Annotated in this window: 24 protein-coding genes; 17 read left to right on the top strand and 7 right to left on the bottom strand. The window is 65.3% G+C overall.

Annotated elements, in window-relative coordinates:
- Positions 1-85: 85 nt before the first annotated feature.
- Positions 86-526 (bottom strand): CopD family protein, encoded by a 441-nt coding sequence (locus L286_RS42375; RefSeq protein ID WP_007689370.1) that lies wholly within the window; start codon positions 524-526, stop codon positions 86-88.
- Positions 527-528: 2 nt separating this feature from the next.
- Positions 529-1,590: a uroporphyrinogen decarboxylase gene (hemE, locus tag L286_RS42380; protein WP_020817468.1), complete on the bottom strand. Its 1,062-nt coding sequence runs from the start codon at positions 1,588-1,590 to the stop codon at positions 529-531.
- Positions 1,591-1,877: 287 nt separating this feature from the next.
- Here hemE and L286_RS42385 point away from each other — a divergent pair, with 287 nt between their 5' ends.
- From L286_RS42385 to L286_RS42435, 11 genes are all read left to right on the top strand, one after another.
- Positions 1,878-2,699, top strand: coding sequence for a pyruvate, water dikinase regulatory protein (locus L286_RS42385; protein ID WP_025160604.1), 822 nt, complete (start codon positions 1,878-1,880; stop codon positions 2,697-2,699).
- A 4-nt stretch (positions 2,700-2,703) separates the two neighbouring features.
- Positions 2,704-3,297: a Maf family protein gene (locus L286_RS42390; protein ID WP_020817466.1), complete on the top strand. Its 594-nt coding sequence runs from the start codon at positions 2,704-2,706 to the stop codon at positions 3,295-3,297.
- Positions 3,294-4,115, top strand: coding sequence for a shikimate dehydrogenase (gene aroE / locus L286_RS42395; protein ID WP_020817465.1), 822 nt, complete (start codon positions 3,294-3,296; stop codon positions 4,113-4,115). The genes L286_RS42390 and aroE overlap by 4 nt, the downstream gene beginning before the upstream one ends.
- A 19-nt stretch (positions 4,116-4,134) precedes the next feature.
- The gene (gene coaE / locus L286_RS42400) at positions 4,135-4,728 is read left to right on the top strand and encodes a dephospho-CoA kinase (protein WP_020817464.1); all 594 of its coding nucleotides are present in this window, start codon (positions 4,135-4,137) and stop codon (positions 4,726-4,728) included.
- Between the two features lie 31 nt (positions 4,729-4,759).
- Positions 4,760-5,452 carry a DNA polymerase III subunit epsilon gene (gene dnaQ / locus L286_RS42405; protein ID WP_020817463.1) on the top strand — a complete coding sequence of 231 codons (693 nt, stop codon included), beginning with the start codon at positions 4,760-4,762 and terminating at the stop codon, positions 5,450-5,452.
- Positions 5,453-5,547: 95 nt separating this feature from the next.
- The gene (gene hpf / locus L286_RS42410; protein WP_020817462.1) at positions 5,548-6,144 is read left to right on the top strand and encodes a ribosome hibernation-promoting factor, HPF/YfiA family; all 597 of its coding nucleotides are present in this window, start codon (positions 5,548-5,550) and stop codon (positions 6,142-6,144) included.
- A gap of 120 nt (positions 6,145-6,264) precedes the next feature.
- The gene (locus L286_RS42415) at positions 6,265-6,732 is read left to right on the top strand and encodes a PTS sugar transporter subunit IIA (protein WP_025160605.1); all 468 of its coding nucleotides are present in this window, start codon (positions 6,265-6,267) and stop codon (positions 6,730-6,732) included.
- Positions 6,692-7,201 (top strand): PaaI family thioesterase, encoded by a 510-nt coding sequence (locus L286_RS42420; protein WP_013038691.1) that lies wholly within the window; start codon positions 6,692-6,694, stop codon positions 7,199-7,201. Before L286_RS42415 ends, L286_RS42420 begins: the two co-directional genes overlap by 41 nt.
- A complete protein-coding gene (locus L286_RS42425; RefSeq protein WP_020817459.1) occupies positions 7,191-7,541 on the top strand; it encodes a DUF1491 family protein in 351 nt (116 codons plus the stop codon). The genes L286_RS42420 and L286_RS42425 overlap by 11 nt, the downstream gene beginning before the upstream one ends.
- A gap of 177 nt (positions 7,542-7,718) precedes the next feature.
- The gene (locus tag L286_RS42430) at positions 7,719-8,366 is read left to right on the top strand and encodes a cell wall hydrolase (RefSeq protein WP_020817458.1); all 648 of its coding nucleotides are present in this window, start codon (positions 7,719-7,721) and stop codon (positions 8,364-8,366) included.
- A 100-nt stretch (positions 8,367-8,466) separates the two neighbouring features.
- A complete protein-coding gene (locus tag L286_RS42435) occupies positions 8,467-8,961 on the top strand; it encodes an MmcB family DNA repair protein (RefSeq protein ID WP_013038694.1) in 495 nt (164 codons plus the stop codon).
- A 38-nt stretch (positions 8,962-8,999) separates the two neighbouring features.
- On the opposite strand, the gene L286_RS42440 is transcribed toward L286_RS42435, so the two are convergent.
- On the bottom strand, positions 9,000-9,563 hold the full coding sequence (locus L286_RS42440) for a thiamine phosphate synthase (protein WP_020817457.1): 564 nt from the start codon (positions 9,561-9,563) through the stop codon (positions 9,000-9,002).
- A 17-nt stretch (positions 9,564-9,580) separates the two neighbouring features.
- Between L286_RS42440 and L286_RS42445 the strand changes: the two genes are divergently transcribed.
- A complete protein-coding gene (locus L286_RS42445) occupies positions 9,581-10,327 on the top strand; it encodes a YggS family pyridoxal phosphate-dependent enzyme (protein WP_020817456.1) in 747 nt (248 codons plus the stop codon).
- Here L286_RS42445 and L286_RS42450 read toward each other — a convergent pair.
- Positions 10,305-13,070 carry a TonB-dependent receptor gene (locus L286_RS42450; RefSeq protein WP_020817455.1) on the bottom strand — a complete coding sequence of 922 codons (2,766 nt, stop codon included), beginning with the start codon at positions 13,068-13,070 and terminating at the stop codon, positions 10,305-10,307. The genes L286_RS42445 and L286_RS42450 overlap by 23 nt on opposite strands.
- A gap of 190 nt (positions 13,071-13,260) precedes the next feature.
- Positions 13,261-13,920 (bottom strand): ligase-associated DNA damage response endonuclease PdeM, encoded by a 660-nt coding sequence (pdeM, locus tag L286_RS42455; protein ID WP_007689342.1) that lies wholly within the window; start codon positions 13,918-13,920, stop codon positions 13,261-13,263.
- Positions 13,921-13,985: 65 nt separating this feature from the next.
- On the opposite strand from pdeM, the gene trhO reads away from it, so the two are divergent.
- The gene (trhO, locus tag L286_RS42460; protein ID WP_025160606.1) at positions 13,986-14,822 is read left to right on the top strand and encodes an oxygen-dependent tRNA uridine(34) hydroxylase TrhO; all 837 of its coding nucleotides are present in this window, start codon (positions 13,986-13,988) and stop codon (positions 14,820-14,822) included.
- 485 nt (positions 14,823-15,307) lie between these two features.
- On the opposite strand, the gene L286_RS42465 is transcribed toward trhO, so the two are convergent.
- Positions 15,308-17,719: a ligase-associated DNA damage response DEXH box helicase gene (locus L286_RS42465; protein ID WP_020817453.1), complete on the bottom strand. Its 2,412-nt coding sequence runs from the start codon at positions 17,717-17,719 to the stop codon at positions 15,308-15,310.
- A gap of 271 nt (positions 17,720-17,990) precedes the next feature.
- Here L286_RS42465 and L286_RS42470 point away from each other — a divergent pair, with 271 nt between their 5' ends.
- Both L286_RS42470 and L286_RS42475 read left to right on the top strand, forming a co-directional pair.
- Complete coding sequence (locus L286_RS42470) at positions 17,991-19,328, top strand: cystathionine gamma-synthase family protein (RefSeq protein ID WP_020817452.1); 1,338 nt, start codon at positions 17,991-17,993, stop codon at positions 19,326-19,328.
- Positions 19,325-20,254, top strand: coding sequence for a 2-hydroxyacid dehydrogenase (locus L286_RS42475; protein WP_020817451.1), 930 nt, complete (start codon positions 19,325-19,327; stop codon positions 20,252-20,254). Before L286_RS42470 ends, L286_RS42475 begins: the two co-directional genes overlap by 4 nt.
- Positions 20,255-20,320: 66 nt before the next feature.
- On the opposite strand, the gene L286_RS42480 is transcribed toward L286_RS42475, so the two are convergent.
- Positions 20,321-20,995: an HAD family hydrolase gene (locus tag L286_RS42480; RefSeq protein WP_025160607.1), complete on the bottom strand. Its 675-nt coding sequence runs from the start codon at positions 20,993-20,995 to the stop codon at positions 20,321-20,323.
- A gap of 99 nt (positions 20,996-21,094) precedes the next feature.
- On the opposite strand from L286_RS42480, the gene L286_RS42485 reads away from it, so the two are divergent.
- Both L286_RS42485 and L286_RS42490 read left to right on the top strand, forming a co-directional pair.
- Entirely contained in the window at positions 21,095-22,204 is a 1,110-nt protein-coding gene (locus L286_RS42485) for an MlaE family lipid ABC transporter permease subunit (protein ID WP_025160608.1), read from the top strand.
- The gene (locus tag L286_RS42490) at positions 22,204-23,052 is read left to right on the top strand and encodes an ABC transporter ATP-binding protein (RefSeq protein WP_020817448.1); all 849 of its coding nucleotides are present in this window, start codon (positions 22,204-22,206) and stop codon (positions 23,050-23,052) included. Before L286_RS42485 ends, L286_RS42490 begins: the two co-directional genes overlap by 1 nt.
- Position 23,053: the final 1 nt, after the last annotated feature.

A 23,053-nucleotide genomic window follows, 5' to 3' on the forward strand; every position in this document is an offset into this window, starting at 1 on the left:
TCATCCCAGCGAAAGCTGTGATCTCAGACGATGGGGCACAGCATAGCCTCACGAGATCCCAGCCTTCGCTGGGATGACGGCTATGTCAAAACGGCTTCACGATCACCGCGATCACGATCACCGCAGCCGCGATTCCCGGAATCTCGTTCAGCAACCGCAATTGCTTCTCGCTGAGCGGCCGCTCCCCCCTGGCCAGCTTCTTCGCATAGCCCGCGATCCAGCCATGATAGCCCGACAGACCCAGCACGAAGAGCAATTTCAGGTGGAACCAGCCGAAATGCCAGGCGCCGATCTCCACCATCAGCATCAGGCCGAAGACCCAGACCAGAAGCAGCGACGGGTTCAGGATGATCTTGAGCAGCCGCCTTTCCCGGTCGATCCACTTCCTGTCCTCGTCCGATCCCACCGGGCATTGCTGGTGATAGACGAAGAAGCGCGGCATCATGAACAGGCCCGCCATCAGGAAGATGACGAAGATGACATGCGCGGCTTTGACCCACAAATAGGCTGCTCCCAGATAAGGCATATTCAGTCTCCCGCTGCCCGCACATAGCTAAGCAGCGCTTCGACATGATCAATGGGGGTGTCGGGCAATATCCCATGCCCCAGGTTGAAGATATGGGGCCGCCCGGCAAAGGCGGCGCGGATATTGTCGACGGCCTCTTCCACGGCCCTGCCCCCGGCGATCAGCGCCAGCGGATCGAGATTCCCCTGCACCGGCAACCCCTGCGGCAGCACGCGGTTGGCCCAGTGCGGATCGACCGTCTCGTCCACGCCGACCGCGTCGACCCCGGTCCCGACCGCATAATCCGCCAGTTTCGCGCCCGCGCCCTTGGGAAAACCGATCACCGGAATATCCGGATGGATCGCCTTCAGCTTCTCCACGATCCGCCGGTTGGGCCGGATCACCCAGCGCTCGAACTCCAGCGGGGCCAGGCTGCCCGCCCAACTGTCGAAAAGCTGCACGGCCTCGACCCCCGCCTCGATCTGGCCGGAGAGATAGACCACTGTCGCATCGATGATCGCATCGATGATCGCGCCGAATTTTTCGGGTTGGCAGTAGGCCATGCGGCGGGCCGCGCCCTGGTCCTTGCTGCCCTGACCCGCGACCATATAGGTGGCGATGGTCCAGGGGCTGCCCGCAAAGCCCAGGAAGGTCACCTGAGGGTCCAGCACGGCCTTCACCTGCCGGACCGTCTCATAGACCGCCTCATAGCGGCTGAAATCGGGTTTCAGGGTCGACAGGTCCGTCTCAGCCAGGATCGGCGCCAGACGCGGCCCTTCCCCTGCCTCGAACCAGAGATCCTGCCCCATGGCATAGGGCACGATCAAAATGTCGGAAAACAGGATCGCGCCGTCGAAACCGAAACGGCGCAGCGGCTGCAGCGTCACTTCCGCCGCCGCCGCGCTGTCATAGACCAGTTCCAGGAATCCGCCCTTTTCCGCCCGCAAGGCCCGATATTCGGGCAGATAGCGCCCCGCCTGGCGCATCAGCCACATGGGCGGCACGGCAGGCAGCGCGCCTTTCAGGACCGAAAGCAACGGCTTGGGTATCGGGCCGTTCGAAAGGCCGGCATCTGGTCCCGTCATAAACTCTCTTATATTTAGATTCAGAAGGATGATGGAGATAGTAGGGCGGTTGGCAGCGGGGTTTATGCGCTGTGCCCGGATTTGCCAACAACTTGACTCCCCGGAGTCGCCGATTCCGGTCCGAGTCAGTTCGCTTATCCCCCTTATCCACAGGCTGTGGATTTTAATTTCCATCTGTTGGCGGGCTGTGGACAAGATTCCCGGAATCGGGGAGGGCGACAAACCCCTGATTTTCCCCGCAACCTATCCCTTGCTTTATCCACAACCTCCCCACAGAGATGTTCTTCATGTCGCGCATCCATCTCCACCTGCTTTCGGACTCCACCGGCGAGACGCTGGAGAATATCGCCAAGGCGGCCATCGGCGCGTTCGAGAATGTGGAGGCGGTGCGCCATTTCTGGCCGATGGTCCGCTCCGACGTCCATCTCGACCGCATCATGGAGGAGATTGCCGCCAATCCGGGCCTCGTGCTCTTCACTTTGTCCAACCACCAGCTCAGGCGGCGGCTGGAGACGCGCTGCCGGGCGCTCGGCCTGCCGCATGTCGCGGCGCTGGACAGCGTGACCGACGCCCTCTCCAACATATTGGGGCAGGAAACCCGCAACCGCCCCGGCCGCAAGCATATCCTGGACGAAGCCTATTTCGCCCGGATCGAGGCTATCCAGTTCACCATCGCCCATGACGACGGCGTCGGCCATGAAAATTGGGAGGAGGCCGATATCGTGCTGGCGGGCGTCTCCCGCGCCTCCAAGACGCCGACCTCCATCTATCTCGCCAATCGCGGGTACAAGACCGCCAATATCCCGCTGGTGATCCAGTCGCCGCCGCCGTCCGCCCTCTATTCATTGAAGCATCCGATGGTGGTGGGGCTGACGGTCAGCCCGGAACGGCTGGTGCAGATCCGCCGAAATCGCCTGCTCTCGCTCAATCAGGCGCCCGAAACCAGCTATGTCAATCTGGACAAGGTGCAGGAGGAACTGGCCTTCGCCCGCCGCATGTTCGCGGACAATGGCTGGCCGGTGATCGACATGACCCGCCGCTCCATCGAGGAAGCGGCGGCCGCCATCATCAACCTGTTCAACGACCGCGTTCTGGCGGAAGGAGCATGAGACCATGATCGTGCTGGCGTCGCAAAGCGCGAGCCGCCGGGCGCTGCTGGAAGCGGCGCAAGTGCCGTTCGAGGCGCTCTCGCCCGGCGTCGACGAGGAAGCGGCCAAGGAAGCCCTGCGCGCCGACGGGCTGGACGCCCGGCAACTGGCCGATGCGCTGGCGGAACTCAAGGCGCTGCGCGTGTCACGCCGGGTGCCGGGCGGACTGGTGCTGGGCTGCGACCAGACGCTCAGCCTGGACGACGGCGCGATGATCGACAAGGCGGTCGACCGCAGCGATGCGGAGCGGATATTAAAGCTGCTTTCCGGGCGGGTGCATCATCTCCACAGCGCGGCGGTGATCGCGCTCAACGGCGAACCGATCTGGCGGCATATAGAGCGGGTGCGGATGACGGTGCGCCCCTTGTCCGACGCTTTCATCGCGCAATATCTCGACGGCGACTGGGAACAATGCCGCTGGTGCGTCGGCTGCTACCGGATAGAGGGGCCGGGCGCCCAGCTTTTCGCGAGGGTGGAGGGCAGCCAGTTCGCGATTCAGGGCCTGCCGCTGCTGCCCCTGCTTGACTTTCTGCGCATCCGGGGCGTTCTGGAATCATGACCGACAAGCTCCCCTATGCCGAGGTGATCGGCGATCCGATCGCGCACAGCAAGTCGCCGCTGATCCACAATTTCTGGCTGGATGCGCTGGGCATAGAGGCGGAGTATCGGAAAACCCATGTCACCGGCGAGGGTCTGGCCGCCTATTTCCTCGCCCGGCGGGCCGATCCGGACTGGCTGGGCTGCAACGTCACCATCCCGCACAAGATCGCGGTGATGGACTATACAGACGATCCGGGCGGGGTGCGCGAGCGGATCGGCGCGATGAACACCATCGCCAGCGAGACGGGCGGGCCGCTGATCGGCACCAACACCGATGCGGGCGGGTTCCTCCAGCCGCTGCTGCGCGACAAGTGGAAGGGGCAGAGCGCCGTGCTTGTGGGCGCGGGCGGCGCGGCGCGGGCGATCCTGTTCGCGCTGACCAGCCTGGGCGTGCCGGACATCACGGTCATGGCGCGGGATGCGGCGAAGGGGCAGGCGCTGCTCGACCGCGCGGGGGTAAAGGGCCGGGTGATCGGCATGACCGACGCGCTGCCCGGCGCGGACCTGATCGTCAATACCAGCTCGCTCGGCATGGCGGGCCAGCCGGTGCTGGACCTTGACCTTTCGTCCCTGAACCCGGACGCGACCGTCTACGACATCGTCTATGCGCCGCTGGAGACGCAGTTGCTCAAGGCGGCGCGCATGAACGGATTGAAGACCCTCGACGGGCTGGAGATGCTGATCGGGCAGGCGGCGCTGGCCTTCGACATCTTCTTCGATGCGCAGGCGCCGCGCGAACGGGACGAGGAATTGCGCGCCCTGCTGCTTGCCGCCTGAGATTCATGAAGATGATGGGATGAAGATCTACGGTCTCACCGGCTCCATCGGCATGGGGAAGTCCGCGGTCGCCGCCATGTTGCGGCGGGAAGGCGTCCCGCTGTTCGATGCCGATGCGGAGGTGCATCGCCTGCAGGGGCCGGGCGGCGCGCTGCTGCCGGCGATAGAGGCGCGCTTTCCCGGCACGACGGGTCCGAAGGGCGTCGACCGGGCGAAGCTGGGCGCGGCGGTCTTTGGCCATCCGCAGGAATTGAAGGCGCTGGAGGCCATCGTCCATCCCGCCGTGCAGCAGGGCCGCAGGGCGTTCCTGCAAAGGAACCGATCGCGCAGGTTCGTGGTGCTGGACATTCCGCTGCTGTTCGAGAGGCATGGCGATCGCAAGCTGGCGGGCGTCATCGTCGTCACGGCCCCGGCCTGGAAGCAGCGCAAGCGAGTCCTGGCCCGGCCCGGCATGACCGCTGCGAAATTCCGCCGGATTGTCCATCTGCAAACGCCCGATGCCGAAAAGCGGCGGCGGGCGGATTATATCATCCACACGGGGACGACCTTCGCGGAGACCCGCTTCCAGGTCCGCCGCCTGGTCGCTTGCCTTGGTGCGAAGACAGGCCGATAAGAGGGGTCCGGCAAGAGTCGTGTAGAGGGCAATGCGCGAGATCATTTTCGACACCGAAACGACGGGATTCGACCCAGCTTCCGGAGATCGCCTGGTCGAAATCGGATGCATCGAACTCCTCAACCGGGTTCCCACGGGCCGCACATTCCACGCTTATTACAATCCGCAACGGTCCATGCCGGCCGCGGCGGAGGCGGTGCACGGCCTGTCCGACAGCTTCCTGAGGGACAAGCCGCTGTTTTCCCATGGGGTGGAGGAACTGCTCGCCTTTCTGGAGGACAGCCATCTGGTCGCGCACAATGCGCGCTTCGACTTCGGCTTCCTCAACCACGAATTGAGGCTGTGCGGATTGCCCGAAGTGTCGATGGCGCGGATGATCGACACCGTCGCCATAGCGCGGCAGCTTCACCCCGGCGCCAAGCACAGCCTGGACGCGCTCTGCACCCGATACGGCATCGACCGCAGCCACCGCATCAAGCATGGCGCGCTGCTCGACGCCGAATTGCTGGCCCAGCTTTACATCGAGTTGACCGGCGGCCGTCAGATCGGCCTCGGTCTTGCACAGGAGGAAGAGAAACGCGTTGCAAATATGGAACTTGCGGCGGAAGTCGCGGTTCGCCCTGTTCGTCCCGCGCGCGTCTTTGCGGCAAGCGTGGAGGAGCTGGAGAGGCATGCAGCGTTCGTCGCGACGCTGGAAAAGCCGCTCTGGCTTGAGGAGGCCTGATTACAGGCATCCCGTCCGGGATGCACTGCCTTCACGCCTCCACGCCGACCGGGTCGCCAATCCCGGGCGGTCCGGCAAGAATAAGGAGAAGGCATATGGATATTCGTGTTTCCGGGCATCAGGTCGATACGGGCGACGCGCTCAAGCAGCATGTCTGGACCCGTCTGGAGGCCATGGCCGAGAAATATTTTTCCCGCGCGCTTTCCGCCCAGGTCACGTTCCGGCCGGCCCCGCACGGCGCCTTCCATTGCGACATCGTCTGCCATGTCATGACCGGCCTGATCCTCAAGGGCGCCGGAGAGGCGCAGGAGGCGCATCCCGCCTTCGATCAGGCGGCCGAGCGGATCGAGAAGCAGTTGCGCCGCTACCTCCGCCGCCTGAAGGACCGCAGCGCCCAGGCCGCCGCGGCCGAGGCGAACCGGGCCAATGGTTTCAGCATCGAGGAGCTGGACGGCGCAGGCTACACCATTTTCGCATCCCCGGCCGATGAGGAGGAACCGGCCGAAGCGCCGCTGATCGTGGCGGAAACCAAGGTCGACATTCCCGAAGCCAGCGTGTCGGATGCGGTGATGATGCTCGACCTGCGCAACACCAACGCGCTGTTGTTCGTCAATGCCGGGACCGCGGCGTACAACATGGTCTATCGCCGGCAGGACGGGACCATCGGCTGGGTCGAGCCCCGACTGGCCTGATCGTCATCCCCCGGCCGCCGGTTGACCTGCGTCGGCTGGCGGCCTATGGGGCCGGACTTTAAAGATCCGGGCATTGCGTCAATTTTTCCGAAGCTGGGCGCGGCTCGGCTGGGATTCGGCATGGTTCATTTCAACGATATCGTCGCACCGGATGCGTTGGGCACCGCCCTTTCGGTGAACGGCAAGAAGCAGTTGTTTCAGAGGGTTGCGACGCTGGCTGCCCAGGCCTACGGCCTGGAAGCGGATATGGTGGCGGAAGCGCTGCTGGAGCGCGAGAAGCTGGGGTCCACCGGCTTTGGCGGCGGAGTCGCGATTCCCCATGCGAAGATTCCGGCCCTTCAGAAAATGTGCGGCGTGGTCGTCCTGCTCGACCCGGCGGTTCCCTTCGACGCGGTGGACGAAGCGCCGGTGGACATCGTCTTCGCGCTGCTCTCCCCAATCGATTCGGGCGCCGAGCATCTCAAGACGCTGGCCCGCGTCTCGCGCTACCTGCGCGACGAGGGGCAGGTCGCCCGGTTGCGCGGCGCCAAGTCGACGGCGGCGCTTCATGCCCTGCTCGCCGGTGGCGAGGCGCGTGACGCAGCCTGATCGGGAATCGGCCGCCAGCGCCCTGCCCAGCGGGGAGGAGGCGCATTTCCGGGCGCTGGAGTCTCTCTACCGCTCCGCACCGATCAACCGGCTGTTCCGGTCCCAACTGACGATCCCGGAAGAAGGCCGGTCGATCATCCATTTCGACGTGGACGAGACCCAGTTCCACGCGGCGGGGGCGGTGCACGGCACGGTCTATTTCAAGATGCTGGACGATGCGGCCTTCTACGCCGCCAACAGCCTGGTCAGCGACCGTTTCCTGCTGACGACCAGCTTCAACCTGCTGTTCACCCGCCCGATCGGGCCGGGTCGCATCAGGGCCGAAGGGCGCTGGATCAGCGGCAGGCGGCGCGTCTATGTCGCGGAAGCCAGCCTGATCGATGCCGATGGCGAGGAGGTCGGGCGCGGCACCGGCACCTTCATGCGGTCGCAATTCCCCTTGTCGTCCCTGCCCGGCTATGCCGACTGACCCACCCGACGCGCGGCTGACCAGCGCGATGCTGGTCGGCGCGCTGACGCGCCGCTGCGCCGCGGCGGGCGGCTTCGCCACGGTGCTGGTGAAGGGGGACGAGATCAGCGGAGCGATCCTGCTCCAGACGTTGGAAAAGGGGCGGGAACAGGGCCTGTTCGAGCGCGTTCCTGATTATGCGGGCGGCTACAGGCTGGTCCGCTGCGGCCCCGATACGGAAAAGGGGCAGGAGGCCATGGCCCAATATCTTGCGCGTCGGCGCGGATCGGACCCCGATCTGTGGGTCATTGAACTCGACATCGCGGATGCGGAACGGTTCGCCGCTGAAACGATCTGTTAATCGTTGACTCATTTTCCTCGCGCGGGCACAGGCCTCCGACGCTTTCAACGCGCAGGTTGCCGGTTTTCGTCCATGGGGGGCGGATGCGGTAAACACGCAGACGGGGGGCGGCCGGACGTCGGTGTTCTAGGGGTTTTTTGACGTTTCCGGCCAAGAACCGCACGATTTTGAGTTGTAATGAGTTTTCGTCTGAAGGCTGCGATCATCGCGGCATTTTCCCTTTCCGCCACTGCGGCGGTCACTGCGGCCGACATGTCGAGCGCTTCCGAAGCGGCTCCGTCGGTCCTTTCCCTTCCGGGAAGCAATGAGCTGAATGCAGCTCCGGCCGGCGCCAAGCCCGCCGTCACTTTCGCCGCGCCGCGCGAAGTCGTGCAGCCGCTGGCTCCCCTTTCCGACAGCGCCGATGTGAAGGCGGACAATCTCGCCGCCCTGGTGGACGCGCAGGGCGCGCCCGAGGATGTTTCCGGCGACATGAAGTGCCTGGCCGGCGCCGTCTATTTCGAATCCAAGGGCGAAAGCCTGGAAGGCCAGTTGGCCGTCGCCCGCGTCATCATCAACCGCGCCCGCTCCGGCCGCTTCGCCGACAGCCTGTGCGGCGTCATCTATCAGCCAGGCCAGTTCAGCTTCGTGCGCGGCAATGGCATGCCGTCGATCCGCCTGAGCAGCGAAAGCTGGCGCGAGGCCGTCGCCATCGCCCAGATCGCGATGGAGGATAGCTGGAACAGCAAGGCGGAAGGCGCGCTCTATTTCCATGCGCGCCGCGTTTCGCCGGGCTGGGGCAAGCGCCAGCTCGCCGCGATCGACAATCACGTCTTCTATCGCTGACCGTTTCGCGCCGAGCGCGCAGGGGGTGAAGAAGGGCCGGTTCGGGGGCTTCCCGAATCGGCCCTTTCCTTTTGTTCCCTTCATGTTCTAATAACCGGATATGGAGTCCGATCTTTCCGACAGTTGTTCGCCCCTGACCGACGGCACGGCGCTGGCCGTGGCGCGGGGAACGCTGCGCCTGTTCTTCCGCCACGACATGAGCGGGATATTGGAAGTGCCGCTGCCCAACGGCCGGCGCGCCGACATCATGGCGCTGGACGGGGCCGGACGGATCACCATCGTGGAGATCAAATGCAGTCGCGCCGACCTGCTGGGCGACATGAAATGGCCTGATTATTTCGACTATTGCGACCGTTATTTCTGGGCCGTGCCGTCCGGCTTCGACCTGTCGCTGTTCGAAAGCGAGGCGCTATGGCCGGGGCGGACGGGACTGATCGTCGCGGACCGATATGACGCCGAACTGGTGCGTCCGGCGCCAATGGAGCCGCTGGCGGCGGCGCGGCGCAAGGCGGAAACGCTGCGCTTCGCCCGACGGGCCGCGCGACGGCTGACGGCGCTGGCCGACCCGGACCATGCCGCGGAACTGGGCTGGTAGGGCGGAATTTCCGACCTCTACCCATTGCACCGCCGCGACTACCCAACCGACAGGCCGTCAATCGCGCCCCAGCCGGATGCGCCCATGCCCGCCAGCATATGCCGATGCGCCGCGCGCACTCCACCCAGGGCGATCACCGGCATGGGGGCCAACCGCGCCAGGGCCGCAAATCCCGTCCGCCCCAACACAAGCGAACCGGGATGCGAGCGCGTCGAGAAAAGCGGCGAGAGGAAGACGAAATCCGCGCCAGCGCGGGCGGCTTCCGCCATCTGCCGCTTGTCATGCACGGGCCTGCTGTGGAGCAGCGTCTTTCCGCCCCGCCGCCGGTCGCGGCCATGCCAGCCATCGGCGCGCCAGGCCCGCGCCTGCGCCGCCGTGCCGCCCAGCATCAGCACCAGCCGCCGCCTTCGGGCCATCCTGGCGACCCGATCGAACAAGGCGCGGCGTTCCGCCGCCGCCGTGCGATAGTGCCGGAATATGACCCCCGCCCTGCCCTTCGGCAGGCGATCGATAGCCGCCAGCAAGGCGGACTCCCCGATGCGTTCGTCGGTCATCAACCAGATCGTCGGCAGTTTTTTGCGGTGGCGGCGTTGCATGGCCATCGCCTATAGCAGCCCCCATGACGACCGACAGCATCGAAGCCGCGGACCGGCTGGCCGCGAACAGATTGGCCGGGATACGCGCCGCCATGGGCCGCGCCGCCAGCCTGACCGGCCGCACCGCCGACGACATCACCCTGATCGCCGTGTCGAAGACGCAGGGGGCGGACGCCATCCGTCCGCTGATCGCGGCGGGCCAGCGGGTCTTCGGCGAGAACCGCGTGCAGGAAGCGGAAAGCAAATGGCCTGCCCTGCGGGATGAGCATGATGGCCTTCAACTGCATCTGGTCGGTCAGCTCCAGTCGAACAAGGCGGCCGATGCGGTCGCGCTGTTCGACGTCATTCATTCGCTCGACCGCCCGTCGCTGCTGACGGCGCTTGCCAGGGCGATGGATGCGGCGGACAGGCGCGTGCCCTGCTTCCTTCAGGTCAATATCGGCGCGGAACCGCAAAAGGGCGGCTGTCCGATCGCGGATGTGCCCGCGCTGATCCGCTCGGCGCGGGATGCGGGCATTCCGCTGCTGGGCCTGATGTGCGTGCCGCCGGCCGACATCGAACCCGCGCCCTTCTTCGCGCTGCTCGCCAAGATGGCGCGCGAAGAGGGGTTGGAGGGACTCTCCATGGGCATGTCGGGGGACTATGAAACCGCGATCATGTTGGGCGCCACGCACATCCGCGTCGGCACGGCCCTGTTCGGGGAGCGCCCTGCCGCCCGCCCGACGCCGGGGAGCGGCAGGGGCATGATCAGAAACTCCCGCGCAAAGTGATGCCGTAGGTGCGGGGTTCGGCAAGATAGGCGGAGATGAGCTGGTTCGCCATCGGTGCGCCCAGGGCGAACTGGCCGGTGGTCGAGGTGGACGGGCTGCTCGACTGCAGCGGGGTGCTGAAGGCGACCTGGCTATAGTCCTGGTTGAAGATATTTTGGCCCCAGAATTCAACCGCCCAACGTTGCTGCGGTCCGCGGATGCCGACACGGGCGTTGAACACCGCATAGCCGTCCTGCCGCTTTTCGGGGAACAGGTCGGACCCGGTGTTGAAGTCGCTGCTCATGCGCCCATCGACATAGAAGAGCGCCGACAGGCCGTTGGAACCAAGCGAAGGCGTCCAGGCCGCGCTGACCGTCGTCACGACTTCCGGCGCCTGGGAGTTGATCGATCCCGGCAGTAGGAACAGCGCCGGATCGAGCGGCACCGTTCCGTTGCTGCTGCCGACCAGGCGGTTGGCGAACTTGGCGCGGGCATAGGTGAAGCCCCCCGCCACCCGCACGTTCCGCGCCGGCGTTGCCGACAGTTCCAGTTCCACGCCCTGGCTGATCAAGCCCGGTCCCACATCACCGCCAGCGCAGGTCCGCGCCGCCGTCAGCGCCCCGTCGCAGCCATTGATGTTTTGCACGACGAAGCTGGTGCCGTTGAAGGTGTTTAACTGGAAATTCTTGAACTCCTGCCGGAAGGCGGCGATGTTCGCGCTCCATTTGGGCTGGGTATATTTCAGGCCCACTTCGAACGCGTCCACCTTTTCCGCGGCGAAGCGCAGGCTGGTCACGTCGGCGTTGGTGCGCGGCGCGAACACGGCCGGCACCGCGTTCAGGCCCGTCGATCCGAGCTGGAAGCGGTCGAGATTGTAGCCGCCTGCCTTATAGCCCTTCGAATAGCTGCCATAGACCAGCAATTCCTGGATCGGCTTCCACGACAGGACGGCGGTGCCGGAAAATTCCCCGTCGCTGATCTTGTCGTTGAGGTCGAGCGCGTTCAGCCCCGTCGACCCGTTGCCGAGACAACCCAGGGTCAGGATTCCGCCCGCCAGGGCCGCCGCGCTGCCGAGCTGCGCATTGGTTGCGATGGCGGGAAGGCTGGACGCTTGCAAGGCCGCGCAGGTGGCGTTGTTATTGTTGAAATCGGCCGAGAAACGCTTGCTTTCATGGGTGTAGCGCAGGCCGAGCGTCAGATCGAGCTGGCTGGTGATGTGGACGATATTATGGGTGAACAGCGCCCAATTCTCGCTTTTCTGATGGTAGAGCGAGGCAACATCGCCGGTGCCCGACGGGATCGCCGCCAGCGCGCGGAGACCGTTGCCCAGGCCGGTGGAAATCGCCCCGGCCTGCAAGGCTGGAACGCCGGCAAGGATGAGGCCGCCGTTAAGCTGCGCCTGCGTGCCGGTGATCAGCGCCTGCGTCGCAAGCCCGCTGCCACAAGCGGCAAGCTGCGCCGCCGTCAAATTGCTGTTGACGCTCGCTCCCGCCATCAGGCGACAGGCGGCAAAGCGGCCATAGTCCGCGCCGAAGACGATATTATCCTCCAGCGTCAGCTTTTCATGCGCATAATAGCCGCCGACCAGCCAGTCGAGCACATCGTTGAAGGCCGATCCCTGCGCCCTGAGTTCCTGGGTGAAGGTCTTGAACTGACGATGGGTGTTGGGATCGCGGTAGAGCAGGTCGGCCCCGCCATAGTCGTAATCGCCATAATCCTGGCTCTTGTAATCGCGATAGGCGGTTATGCTGGTCAGCTTGGTCCCGCCCAGGTCATAGTTGATCTCCCCCGAAACGCCCCAATCCTTGAGCTTGCTCACATAATTCCGGCCGGCCGTGATGGTGAGGTCGCGATCATAGGGATCGGCGCCGAAGACGCTGCCTTGCCCCGCCAGGATGGCGGCGATCCGGTTGAAGGGCGCCGTGCTGTAGCCGCCGCCCGCGACCGGGCGGCGTTCCCGCGTCTCGATATAGGGGGCGCCGCAGCAGCTTTCGTCGCGATGGGTATAATCCCCGATGAGGCGGATGGAGAGCGCGTCATTCGGCTGGAACAATGCCTGCCCGCGCAGGAAATAACGGTCGCGATCATTGGTTTCCCCAACCTTGGCGCCGCTGGCGTTCACCAGGTCGTAGAAGCCGTCCCGCTTCGACCAGACGCCGTCCAGGCTGAGCGCCAGCTTGTCGGTGACCGGCCCGGTGACGCGGCCCGCCAGACGCCAATAATCATAATTGCCGTAGGTGACTTCGGCCTTTCCGCCCAGCGTGAATTCCGGCGCCTTGCTGATGATGTTGATGAGGCCGGCGGACGCGTTGCGCCCGAACAGCGTGCCCTGGGGGCCGCGCAGCACCTCCACCCGCTCGATCTCGCCCAGTTCGTTGAGGCCGGCGCCGGTGCGGGAGCGATAAACGCCATCGATGAACACCGCGACCGAGCTTTCCAGCCCCGGATTGTCGCCTACCGTGCCGATGCCGCGGATGCGCGCCGAGGCGTTGGCCTCTGTCCCCGTGGAGGAGAGCAGCAGCGAGGGAGCCAATTGGTTGAGCGCGCGAATGTCCGTCGCGCCGCTATTCTGCATCGCCTGCGACGTCACGGCGGACACGGCGATCGGCACGTCGGACAGCGGGCTGGCGCGTCGGGTCGCGGTTACGATGATGTTGACGTTTTCGGAATCGACGGCTGATCCGCTGTCCTGCGCCCATGCGACCGGAACGCTGCTGCCCAATGCAATGGCACCGACAGAAATCAGCCAGAGGCTTTTCTTCATAATGATGCTCCCTCTACCTAAACCGCGCGACTTTGCATCGCGTCGAAATTATTGTCGAACTATGATGCCACAGCAGCATGAAGGCAAGATATGGCTGCTTTTCAGGGGCTTTTATCCTAAATGGCGACCGGATTTTCATGCACTGTTACCTAAAGGAGACAGCTTTAATTCCGGTTTCCGCTACGTCCGCTTACGCTAAGGGAAAACGCAGCAGCCGACCGGCGACCGGCAACAAGGCGCTCGCCCCCGACCCCATTACCCGGCGGATTTCCCCATGACCGGCATCGAGACCGCCCGTTAGCGCTCCCAGAGCGGGCAGGATCAACTTGGTCCGCGATTCGACGAAGCAGCGCCGCGACACGTGGCGGCCGCGCACCGACAGGCGGAATTTGGGATGGAAGTGCCCCGAAATCTCCGGACGGGGATCGGCGGGATCCGCCTCGTGCCGCAGCCATATGCCGTCGACCTGCATGTCCGCGCACCGGGCGCCGCCGGGCGCCTGCGCCATGCCGGCATCGTGGTTGCCGGTGATCCAGACCCAGTCTAGCCTGTCCGTCAGCGCCGCCAGCCTTGCCCGCGCCGTCGGGTCGAGCCGCGCTGCGCCATCGGCATCGTGAAAACTGTCGCCCAACGACCAGACGGCCCGCGCGCCGGTCCGCTGGACCAGCATCTCGACCATGTCGAGCGTCGCCTGGCTGTCGTGCGGGGGCAGGAATTGCCCGGATCGGGCGAACCAGCTCGCCTTTTCGAAATGCAGGTCGGCCACCAGCAAGGCGGAGCGCGCCGGCCAGAACAGCGCGGCCTCCGGCAATGCCAGGAAATCGTGACCCGCGAACGAAAGGGGAACCATGTCCTGCCTATGCCCCCTTGCCCCGCCGCTTTCAAGAGGGCGGCGAAGCGGCTATGGGCGCTGCGATGAAATCCGCTTTCACCATTGCCGCGCTCTACCGTTTCGCCGCCTTCGACGATCCCGAGGCGATTGCCCGCGATTTGCGCCTGCTGTGCGCCGATCTTGGCGCCTGCGGCACGCTGATCGTCGCGGCGGAAGGGATCAACGGCACGGTCGCTGGAAACGACAGCGCGATCGCGGCGCTGGTGGCGCACATCAGGACATTGCCGGGCTGCGCCGACCTCGACGTCAAATATGCCCATGGCGACGACCCGCCCTTCGCCAGGATGAAGGTGAAGGTGAAGGCGGAGATCGTCACCCTGGGCGCGGGCGATCTCGATCCGGCGCATCAGGCGGGCACGCATCTCGATCCGGCGGAGTGGAACGCCCTGATCGCCGATCCCGACACAGTCCTCATCGACACGCGCAACGCCTATGAAGTGGCGGTCGGCAGCTTCGAGGGGGCGATCGATCCGGGCACGCGCTCTTTCCGCGATTTCCCGGCCTGGTTCGACGATTTTGCCGGAAAGCTGCGCGAGGAGGGCCGCAAGCCGCGCATCGCCATGTTCTGCACAGGCGGCATCAGATGCGAAAAATCGACGGCGCTGGTCCGGGCGCGGGGATTTGAAGAGGTCTATCATCTCCGCGGGGGCATCCTGCGCTATCTGGAGGAAATGCCGGAGGAGGATAGCCGGTGGCGGGGCGACTGCTATGTCTTCGATGAGCGGGTGGCGGTGGGCCACGGGCTGAAGGCGGGCGATTACGTGACCTGCCGCGCCTGCGGGTTGCCGCATTTTCGGGACGCGGCGCATGATTGCGCGGCGGACGGATCGGGCGTCTGGCCCCATAGGAAGCAAGGCTAGCAGGAATGGAATGCGCCTTCGCCTGCCGAAATTTCATTTGGCCTGATGCGAAAAAGCCACTGCCCATTTCGCTGTGAAACGGATTTTTGCGCGGGTTCCGGGGCCGCCGCCGGACACTGAAAGCCCGGCGCGCCTGGAAAAATCCCTGATTTTCAAGGATGATTGCGTTTCGTGCAATCGCAGATCGCTTCTTCGCATTTGCGGGAATGCGCGATCTGGGCGAAGAAGGCCCTGCCTTTCAGGCATCCTCTCCTAAAAACTTTCAGGCTGGTCTTCGGATCGGCCTTTTTTTTGTCGTCGCGCCGGTATAAGCAGAGGCCGCTCACCGCAGCGCCTTAAAAATATATTGGGAGAGGGGCCGCCGGAAAGACCGGCACCGGCGAAGCGGGGAGCAGAGGGGGATTGAGCGACGATGTCGCTCTCCCCCTTCCCGTATCCTTCCTGACATGATGGGGAGGCCGGGAATGGCCGCTTCCACCGTCCTTTCAATCCGGGCGCATGGCCTCCGCCACCAGGGCTTCAGCCTCTATCAGCAGGGCGTCCTCCACCGCATGCTGGGCGACCTGCTCGCGTCCGATGAGGATGAGCACCGGGACGGCGAGCGGACTTACCCGGTCGAGATCGACATGCAGCATGGTGGCCGATGCGCGGTCGATCAGGTCGCCCAGCCGTCCCACATCGGTCATCCGGGCGCGGGCGTCGGCCCAGGCGGCTTTCAGCAGCAGATGGTCGGGCTGATATTTGCGCAGCACGTCGTAGATGAGGTCGGTCGAGAAAGTGACCTGCCGCCCCGTCTTGCGCTTGCCGGGATGCTGGCGCTCGATCAGGCCGGAGATCACCGCCACGTCGCGAAAGGCGCGCTTGAGCAGGCTCGATTGCTCGACCCATTGGATGAATTCATGATCCAATATGTCGGCCGAAAACAGGCTTTGCGGGTCTGTGACCGGCTTCAGGCCATAGACGGCGAGCGCATAGTCGTTGGAGACGAAGCCCATCGGCATCAGGCCCTGCGCGTCCATGCGGCGGGTCAGCAGCATGCCGAGCGACTGGTGCGCGTTCCAGCCTTCGAAACTGTAGCAGACGAGATAGTGGCGGCCCTCATGGGGAAAGGTCTCGATCAGCAATTGCCCTGGTTCGGGCAGGGCGGATCGATATTTCTGCACCTCCAGCCAGTCGCGGACATCGTCCGGGAAGCGGCTCCACTGGTCGGGTTCGGCCAGGAAATGACGGACCCGGTCGGCGAGGCGCGTCGACATCGCCATGCGGGTGCCGCCCCAGGTGGGGATGCGCGCCTGTTTCGAGGTGGCGCGGACGACAAGGTCGGTCGTGTCCATCCGCACCGCCTCCAGCGCCATGCCGGAGAAGAAGAAGCTGTCGCCGGGGCGGAGCGTGGCGGCGAACCCCTCCTCCACCGTGCCCAGTTTCCGGCCGTTGGCGAAGCGGACGTCCAGCACCGGCTGGTCGACGATGATGCCCGCGTTCAGGCGGTGCTGCTGGACGAAGCGGGGATGGGAGACGCGCCACAGGCCGTCGGCGCCAAGCGTCAGCCGCTTGAATCGGTCATAGGCGCGCAGGGCGTAGCCGCCGCCTTCGATGAAATGGAGGACATTGGCGAAGGCTTCCTCCGTCAGCGCGCGATAGGGCGTGGCGGAGCGGATTTCGGCCAGCAACTCCCCTTCGCGGAAGGGTGCGGCGCAGGCGAGGCCCATGACATGCTGGGCAAGGACGTCGAGGCTGCCGGGGCGGAAATCGTCGGTGTCGCGCTCGCCCGCCTCGACCGCGTCCAGCGCGGCGCGAGCCTCCAGATATTCGAAGCGGTTGCCGGGGATGAGGATAGCCTCGCTGGGCGTGTCGAGCCGGTGATTGGCGCGGCCGATGCGCTGGAGCAGGCGGGAACTGCCCTTGGGCGCGCCCATCTGGATCACGCAGTCGACATTGCCCCAGTCGACGCCCAAGTCGAGCGAGGCGGTGGCGACCAGGGCGCGGAGTTTTCCCGCCGCCATCGCCGATTCGACCTTCCGCCGCGCCTCGATCGACAGGCTGCCATGGTGGATGGCGATGGGCAGGTTCGTCTCGTTCACCGACCAGAGGGACTGGAAGATGAGTTCGGCCAGCCCCCGCGTGTTGCAGAAGACCAGCGTGGTGGCGCGGCGCTCGATTTCCTCCATCACCTGTTTGGCGGCATATTTGCCGCTGTGGCCCGACCAGGGAATGCGTCCGTCGGGGATCAGGATGGCGACATGGGGTTCGGCGCCCGCCTCGCCCATGACGGGGGTGACGGCGCCGATGTCGCCGTCCGGGGCCAGCCAGGCGCGATAGGCGTCGACATCCGCGACCGTGGCGGACAGGGCGACGCGGCGAAGGCCGGGGTTGATGCTCTGGAGCCGGGATAGCGAAAGGTTGAGGATGTCGCCGCGCTTCTGGGTGGCGAAGGCGTGGACCTCGTCGATGATGACGGTCTTCAGCCCCGCAAACATCAGGAAACTGTCGGCATAGCTCAGCAGCAGCGAGAGCGATTCGGGCGTCGTGAGCAGGATCTGGGGCGGGCGCGCGCGTTGGCGGGCCTTGCGGTCGGAGGGCGTGTCGCCGGTGCGGGTCTCCACGCGGATCGGCAGGCCCATTTCCTCGATGGGGGTGAGGAGGTTGCGGCGCACGTCGACGGCAAGGGCCTTGAGCGGCGAGACATAAAGGGTGTGGAGGCCTTCGCCCGGATTTTCGATGAGGTCGGCGAGGGTCGGCAGGAAACCGGCCAGCGTCTTGCCGGCGCCGGTGGGAGCGACGAGCAGCGCGTGATCGCCGGATCGGGCGGCGCTCAGCATGTCCGACTGGTGGCGGCGGGGCGTCCAGCCGCGGGATGTGAACCATTGCTCCAGCGGTTCGGGTAGGCGTTGGTTCATGGGAGATGTGTAGGACGGCAGCGCGCAAAGGTCATGCCCATTCAACGCTGCCTTGCTTCAATCGCTCCGTGACCTTGCGCAGGGGAGGAGCCCAGTTCGGGCGGCGGGACTGGGCTCCTGCCTTCGCAGGAGCACGGCGTGTCGTGTAATTTAAGTTTGATTGCATGAAATAATCTTATCGAACGCCTCTGGCCCCTTTCCCCTGAAAAGCGTTACACTCCCTGCCATCGGAGCGGCGCAGCAGACGCCGCGAACATGCAGGAGATCATTGATGACCGGCGAAACCGAAGCCGACCTCACGGGCGCGGAGCCCACGCGCAACCGCCGCCGTCCCAAGCAACCGATCATGGAGATTGAAGGCCGCAAGTTGAAGCCCGCGACGCTGATGATGGGCCACGGCTATGACCCCACTTTGTCCGAAGGATCGCTGAAACCCCCGATCTTCCTGACGTCCACCTTCGCCTTCGAAAGCGCGGCGGCGGGCAAGCGGCATTTCGAAGGGGTGACGGGCATTCGCCCCGGCGGTGCGGAGGGCCTCGTCTATTCCCGCTTCAACGGCCCCAATCAGGAGATTGCGGAGGACCGGCTGTCGGTCTGGGAAGAGGCGGAGGACGCCCTGCTCTTTTCCAGCGGCATGTCGGCCATCGCGACCACCCTGCTCGCCCTGGTGCAGCCGGGCGACGTGATCGTGCATTCCGCGCCGCTCTATGCCGCGACCGAATCGCTGATCGGGCGCATATTGGGCAAGTTCGGCGTGCAATGGCTGGATTTCCCCGCGGGCGCGACCGAGGAAGAGATTGGCGCGGTGATCGAGAAGGCCAAGGGCCTGGGCCGCGTCGCGCTGATCTATCTGGAAAGTCCGGCCAATCCGACCAATGTGCTGGTCGACCTGGAAGCGGTAGTTGCGCGGCGCGACTTTTCCTTCGCAGGCGAAGAACATCGCCCGCCCGTCGCCATCGACAACACCTTCCTCGGCCCGCTCTGGCTGCATCCGCTGAGCCATGGGGCCGATCTGGTCATCTACAGCCTGACCAAATATGCGGGCGGACATAGCGATCTGGTCGCCGGCGGCGTGCTGGGGTCCAATGCGCTGATCAACACGATCCGGCTGATGCGGAACACCATCGGCACGATCCTGGACCCGCATTCGGCCTGGATGCTGCTGCGGTCGCTGGAGACGCTGGAACTGCGCATGAGCCGGGCGGGCGAGAATGCCGCCAGGGTCTGCGCCTGGCTGAAGGACCAGCCGCAGGTGGAGAAGGTCGTCTATCTCGGCTTTCCGGAGACCGAGCGGCAGGCCGACATATACCGTCGCCATTGCACGGGCGCGGGATCGACCTTCTCGCTCTACCTCAAGGGCGGCGAGGCGGAGGCCTTCGCCTTTCTGGACGCGCTCAAGATCGCGAAGCTCGCCGTCAGCCTGGGGGGCACGGAAACGCTGGCGAGCCATCCCGCGGCGATGACGCATCTGTCCGTCCCCGCCGAACGGAAGAAGGCGCTGGCGATCGGCGACAATATGGTGCGCATCTCCATCGGCTGCGAGGATGCGGAAGACCTGATCGCGGATTTCGCCCAGGCCTTGCGCGCGGTGGAGGGAGCGGGCGGATGACGGATCGGCCGCTGATCCTGGTGGCGCAGCCGCATATGGCGCCGCTGCTGGATGCGCTTTCCCCCCGCTATGACGCCATGGCCCTGTGGGAGGAGAAGGGGCAGGCGCGGCTGGCGGAGGCCGAGGCGCTGGTGACCGCGGGCGAGTTCCGGCTCGATCCGGCGATGCTGGAGCGGATGGAGAAGCTGCGGCTGATCGCCTGCTTCACCGTGGGCTATGATGGGGTGGACCTGGACTGGGCAAGGGCGCGGGGCGTGGCCGTGACCCATGGGGGGGACGCCAATGCGGAGGATGTGGCGGACCATGCGCTGGGCCTCATCCTCGCCCATCGGCGGCTGATCGTCCTGGGCGACCGGCAGGTGCGGACGGGCGAGTGGACAGCCGGCGCGAAGATGCTGACCCGGTCGATGGCGGGCGCCAGGATCGGCATCGTCGGCATGGGCAGCATCGGAATTGCCCTGGCAAAGCGCGTCGAAGCGATGCGCATGCGGATCGGCTGGTGGGGGCCGAGGGAAAAGCCGGAACTGGTCTGGCAGCGGGCGGAGGGGCTGGAGGCGCTGGCGCGCGACAGTGACGTCATGGTGATCGCGGCCAAGGCGACGGAGGAGAATCGCGGGATGATCGATGCGTCCGTGATGGACGCGCTGGGACCGCAGGGACTGTTGGTGAATGTCGCGCGCGGGCAGTTGGTGGTGGAGGATGCGCTGATCGCGGCTCTGCGCGAAGGACGGCTTGGCGGAGCGGCGCTGGACGTGTTCGAGAACGAGCCTACGCCGGCGGGGCGCTGGGCCGATGTGCCGAACGTCGTGCTGACGCCGCATATGGGCGGCGCGACCTATGAGGCGGTCGGACGGATGCGGGACATGTTGCTGGCGAACCTTGCTGCCTTTTTTGCAGGGGAGGCGTTGGTTTCGCCGGTCGGCTAAATATGGCGTGCTCCTGCCTTCGCAGGAGCACGTTATTTCGAGCCGCCTGACATGCTCGCCGCTCCGCTACGCCCAATCCACCCGCGCCCACCCTCTTTTCGCCGCCAGCCTGGCCAGCGGCTTGTGCGGGTTGGAGGCGAAGGGGATGTCCGCGAACTCCAGCATCGGCGCGTCCGACACATGGTCGGAATAGGCGCGGATATGCGCCTGCGTCCGGTCGATGGCTTCGGCGGCCATCCATGCCTTGATCATGCGCAGCTTGCCGGTGTCGTAGCAATTTTCCCCCGCGATCCTGGCGCGGACATAGCGCAGATCCTGCGAGAGATGATCGGTCGCGATCACCGCGTCGAAACCCAGCCGCCGGGCGATGGGTTCGACATAGAGGCGGTAGGAGGCGGTGGCGAGCACCAGCCGGTAGCCGTTCGCCCTGTCCTGCGCGATCTGCGCCAGCGCGCCGGAGCGGACATTGCCCGCCACCACCTTCGCCGCATAGCTTTCCACATGGGGCATCAGCCGGGCGCGTTCCACGTTGAAGCCGATCATCAGCGCCTGGTTCAGTTCCTTCAGCCGCTGACGGCTGATCAGCTTCAGCACATAGGCCAGCATCAGCAGGATCACGCCCGGAAACAGCGCCAGACGCCAGGGCGCCATGCCCTTCGCGACGTGGATCAGAAAGCCGGTATAGGTGCCAGTGAACGTCACCGTGCGGTCCATGTCGTAGATTGCGAGTCTGTGCGTCATGCCATGTCCGAAACTTTTTGGGTCACCCCTTCGTTTGATCGTGCGGATGGGCCGTTTCGGCTTGCCGTGCAACCGATAATGGACCACATCTCCGCCTTGATGAACAAAGCCGCTGATCTTGCTCAGGAAGTCCGCGAGGGCAAGACGGTCATTCGGCTTTCGGGCAATCTGTCCATCGCCTGCCTGCATGACCTGCCCGACCGGCTGGACGCGATAGAGGGTCCGGTCGACACCATCGACCTGTCGGACGTGGGCCATATGGACACGATCGGCGCCTGGGTGCTGCACCGCGCGATCAAGCGGCTCGACTGCGGGATCACGGGCGACAAGTGCGACGCGGAGCGGCTGATCGCGACGGTCGGCAGCGTGGACGAGCCGGTAAACATCCGTCCCGACCATGAACCGCCCTGGCAGCGGGTGGTCGGGCAGATCGGCGAAGCGGTGATCAATTCGGGCACGACCCTGCTGGGGCTGCTGGGTTTCTTCGGCGGCACGCTGGTCGCGACATGGAACGTCATTCGCCATCCGGGCCGCTTCCGCATCAATGCGGTGGTGCAGCGTTTCGAAGTGGTGGGCGTGTCCGCGCTGGGCATTATCGGCCTGATGAGCTTCCTGATCGGCATCGTCATCGCGCAGCAGGGTTCGGTGCAGCTTCGCCAGTTCGGCATGGAGATGCTGACCATCAACCTGGTCGGCCGCCTCACCTTCCGGGAACTGGGCGTGCTGATGACCGCGATCATGGTCGCGGGCCGCTCCGGCTCCGCCTTCGCCGCGCAACTGGGCACGATGAAGCTGACCGAGGAGGTCGACGCCATGCGCACCATCGGCGTGTCGCCGATGGAGGCGCTGGTTCTGCCGCGCACGCTGGCGGTCGTGGTGATGATGCCGCTGCTGGGCTTTTATTCCTCCATCGTCGCGATCATCGGCGGTGGGTTCCTCTGCGCGGTTTCGCTCGACATTCCGCCGATCACCTTCGTCCAGCGGTTGCGGGAAGTGGTGCCGATCCATGATCTGTGGGTGGGCCTGATCAAGGCCCCGGTCTTTGGCGTCATCATTGCGCTGGCGGGTTGCTTCCAGGGCATGCAGGTCAAGGCCAATGCCGAAGAAGTCGGCCTGCGCACCACGGCGGCAGTGGTGCAGGCGATCTTCCTCGTGATCGTGATCGACGCCTTTTTCGCCGTCTTCTTCACCTGGGTGGGCTGGAACTGATGGCGCAGGAGGAAGAAATCAGCGCCGAGGAAGCGCGGATCGAGGAGGCGGTCGAGCATGACGGCATCGCCATATCGGTCCGCAACCTGCGCAACAGCTTCGGCGATCAGGTGGTGCATGAGGGGCTGAACCTGGACGTGCGCAAGGGCGAGATATTGGGCGTGGTCGGCGGATCGGGCACCGGCAAGTCGGTGCTGATGCGCTCCATCATCGGCCTCCAGACGCCGGACGAGGGCGAAATCCACGTCTTCGGGGAATCGATGATCGGCCGGCTGGACGATGAGGCGCTGGCGATCCGCAAGCGGTGGGGCGTGCTGTTCCAGGGCGGCGCGCTGTTTTCGACGCTGACGGTGGCGGAGAATGTCGAAGTGCCGATCCGCGAATATTATCCCAATATCGGCCCGAAGCTGCGCGACGAGATCGCCGCCTACAAGATCCGCCTGACCGGCCTGCCCGCCGAGGCCGGGCCGAAATATCCCGCCGAACTTTCGGGCGGCATGAAGAAGCGCGCCGGGCTGGCGCGGGCGCTGGCGCTCGACCCGGACCTGCTGTTCCTGGATGAGCCGACGGCGGGGCTGGACCCTATCGGCGCGGCCGCCTTCGACGATCAGACGCGGCGGTTGCAGCAGACGCTGGGGCTGACCGTCTTCCTCATCACCCATGATCTCGACACGCTCTATTCGATCTGCGACCGGGTGGCGGTGCTGGCGGACAGGAAGGTGACGGCGGTCGGCACCATCGACGAGCTGCTGGCGACCGACCATCCCTGGATTCAGGAATATTTCAACGGCCCGCGCGGGCGCGCCGCCACGGCGGCGGTGGCCCGCGAGAAGGACAAGAGGCGATAGA

Source organism: Sphingobium sp. HDIP04 (genome assembly GCF_000445085.1).
GTDB classification, from domain to species: Bacteria; Pseudomonadota; Alphaproteobacteria; order Sphingomonadales; family Sphingomonadaceae; genus Sphingobium; species Sphingobium indicum.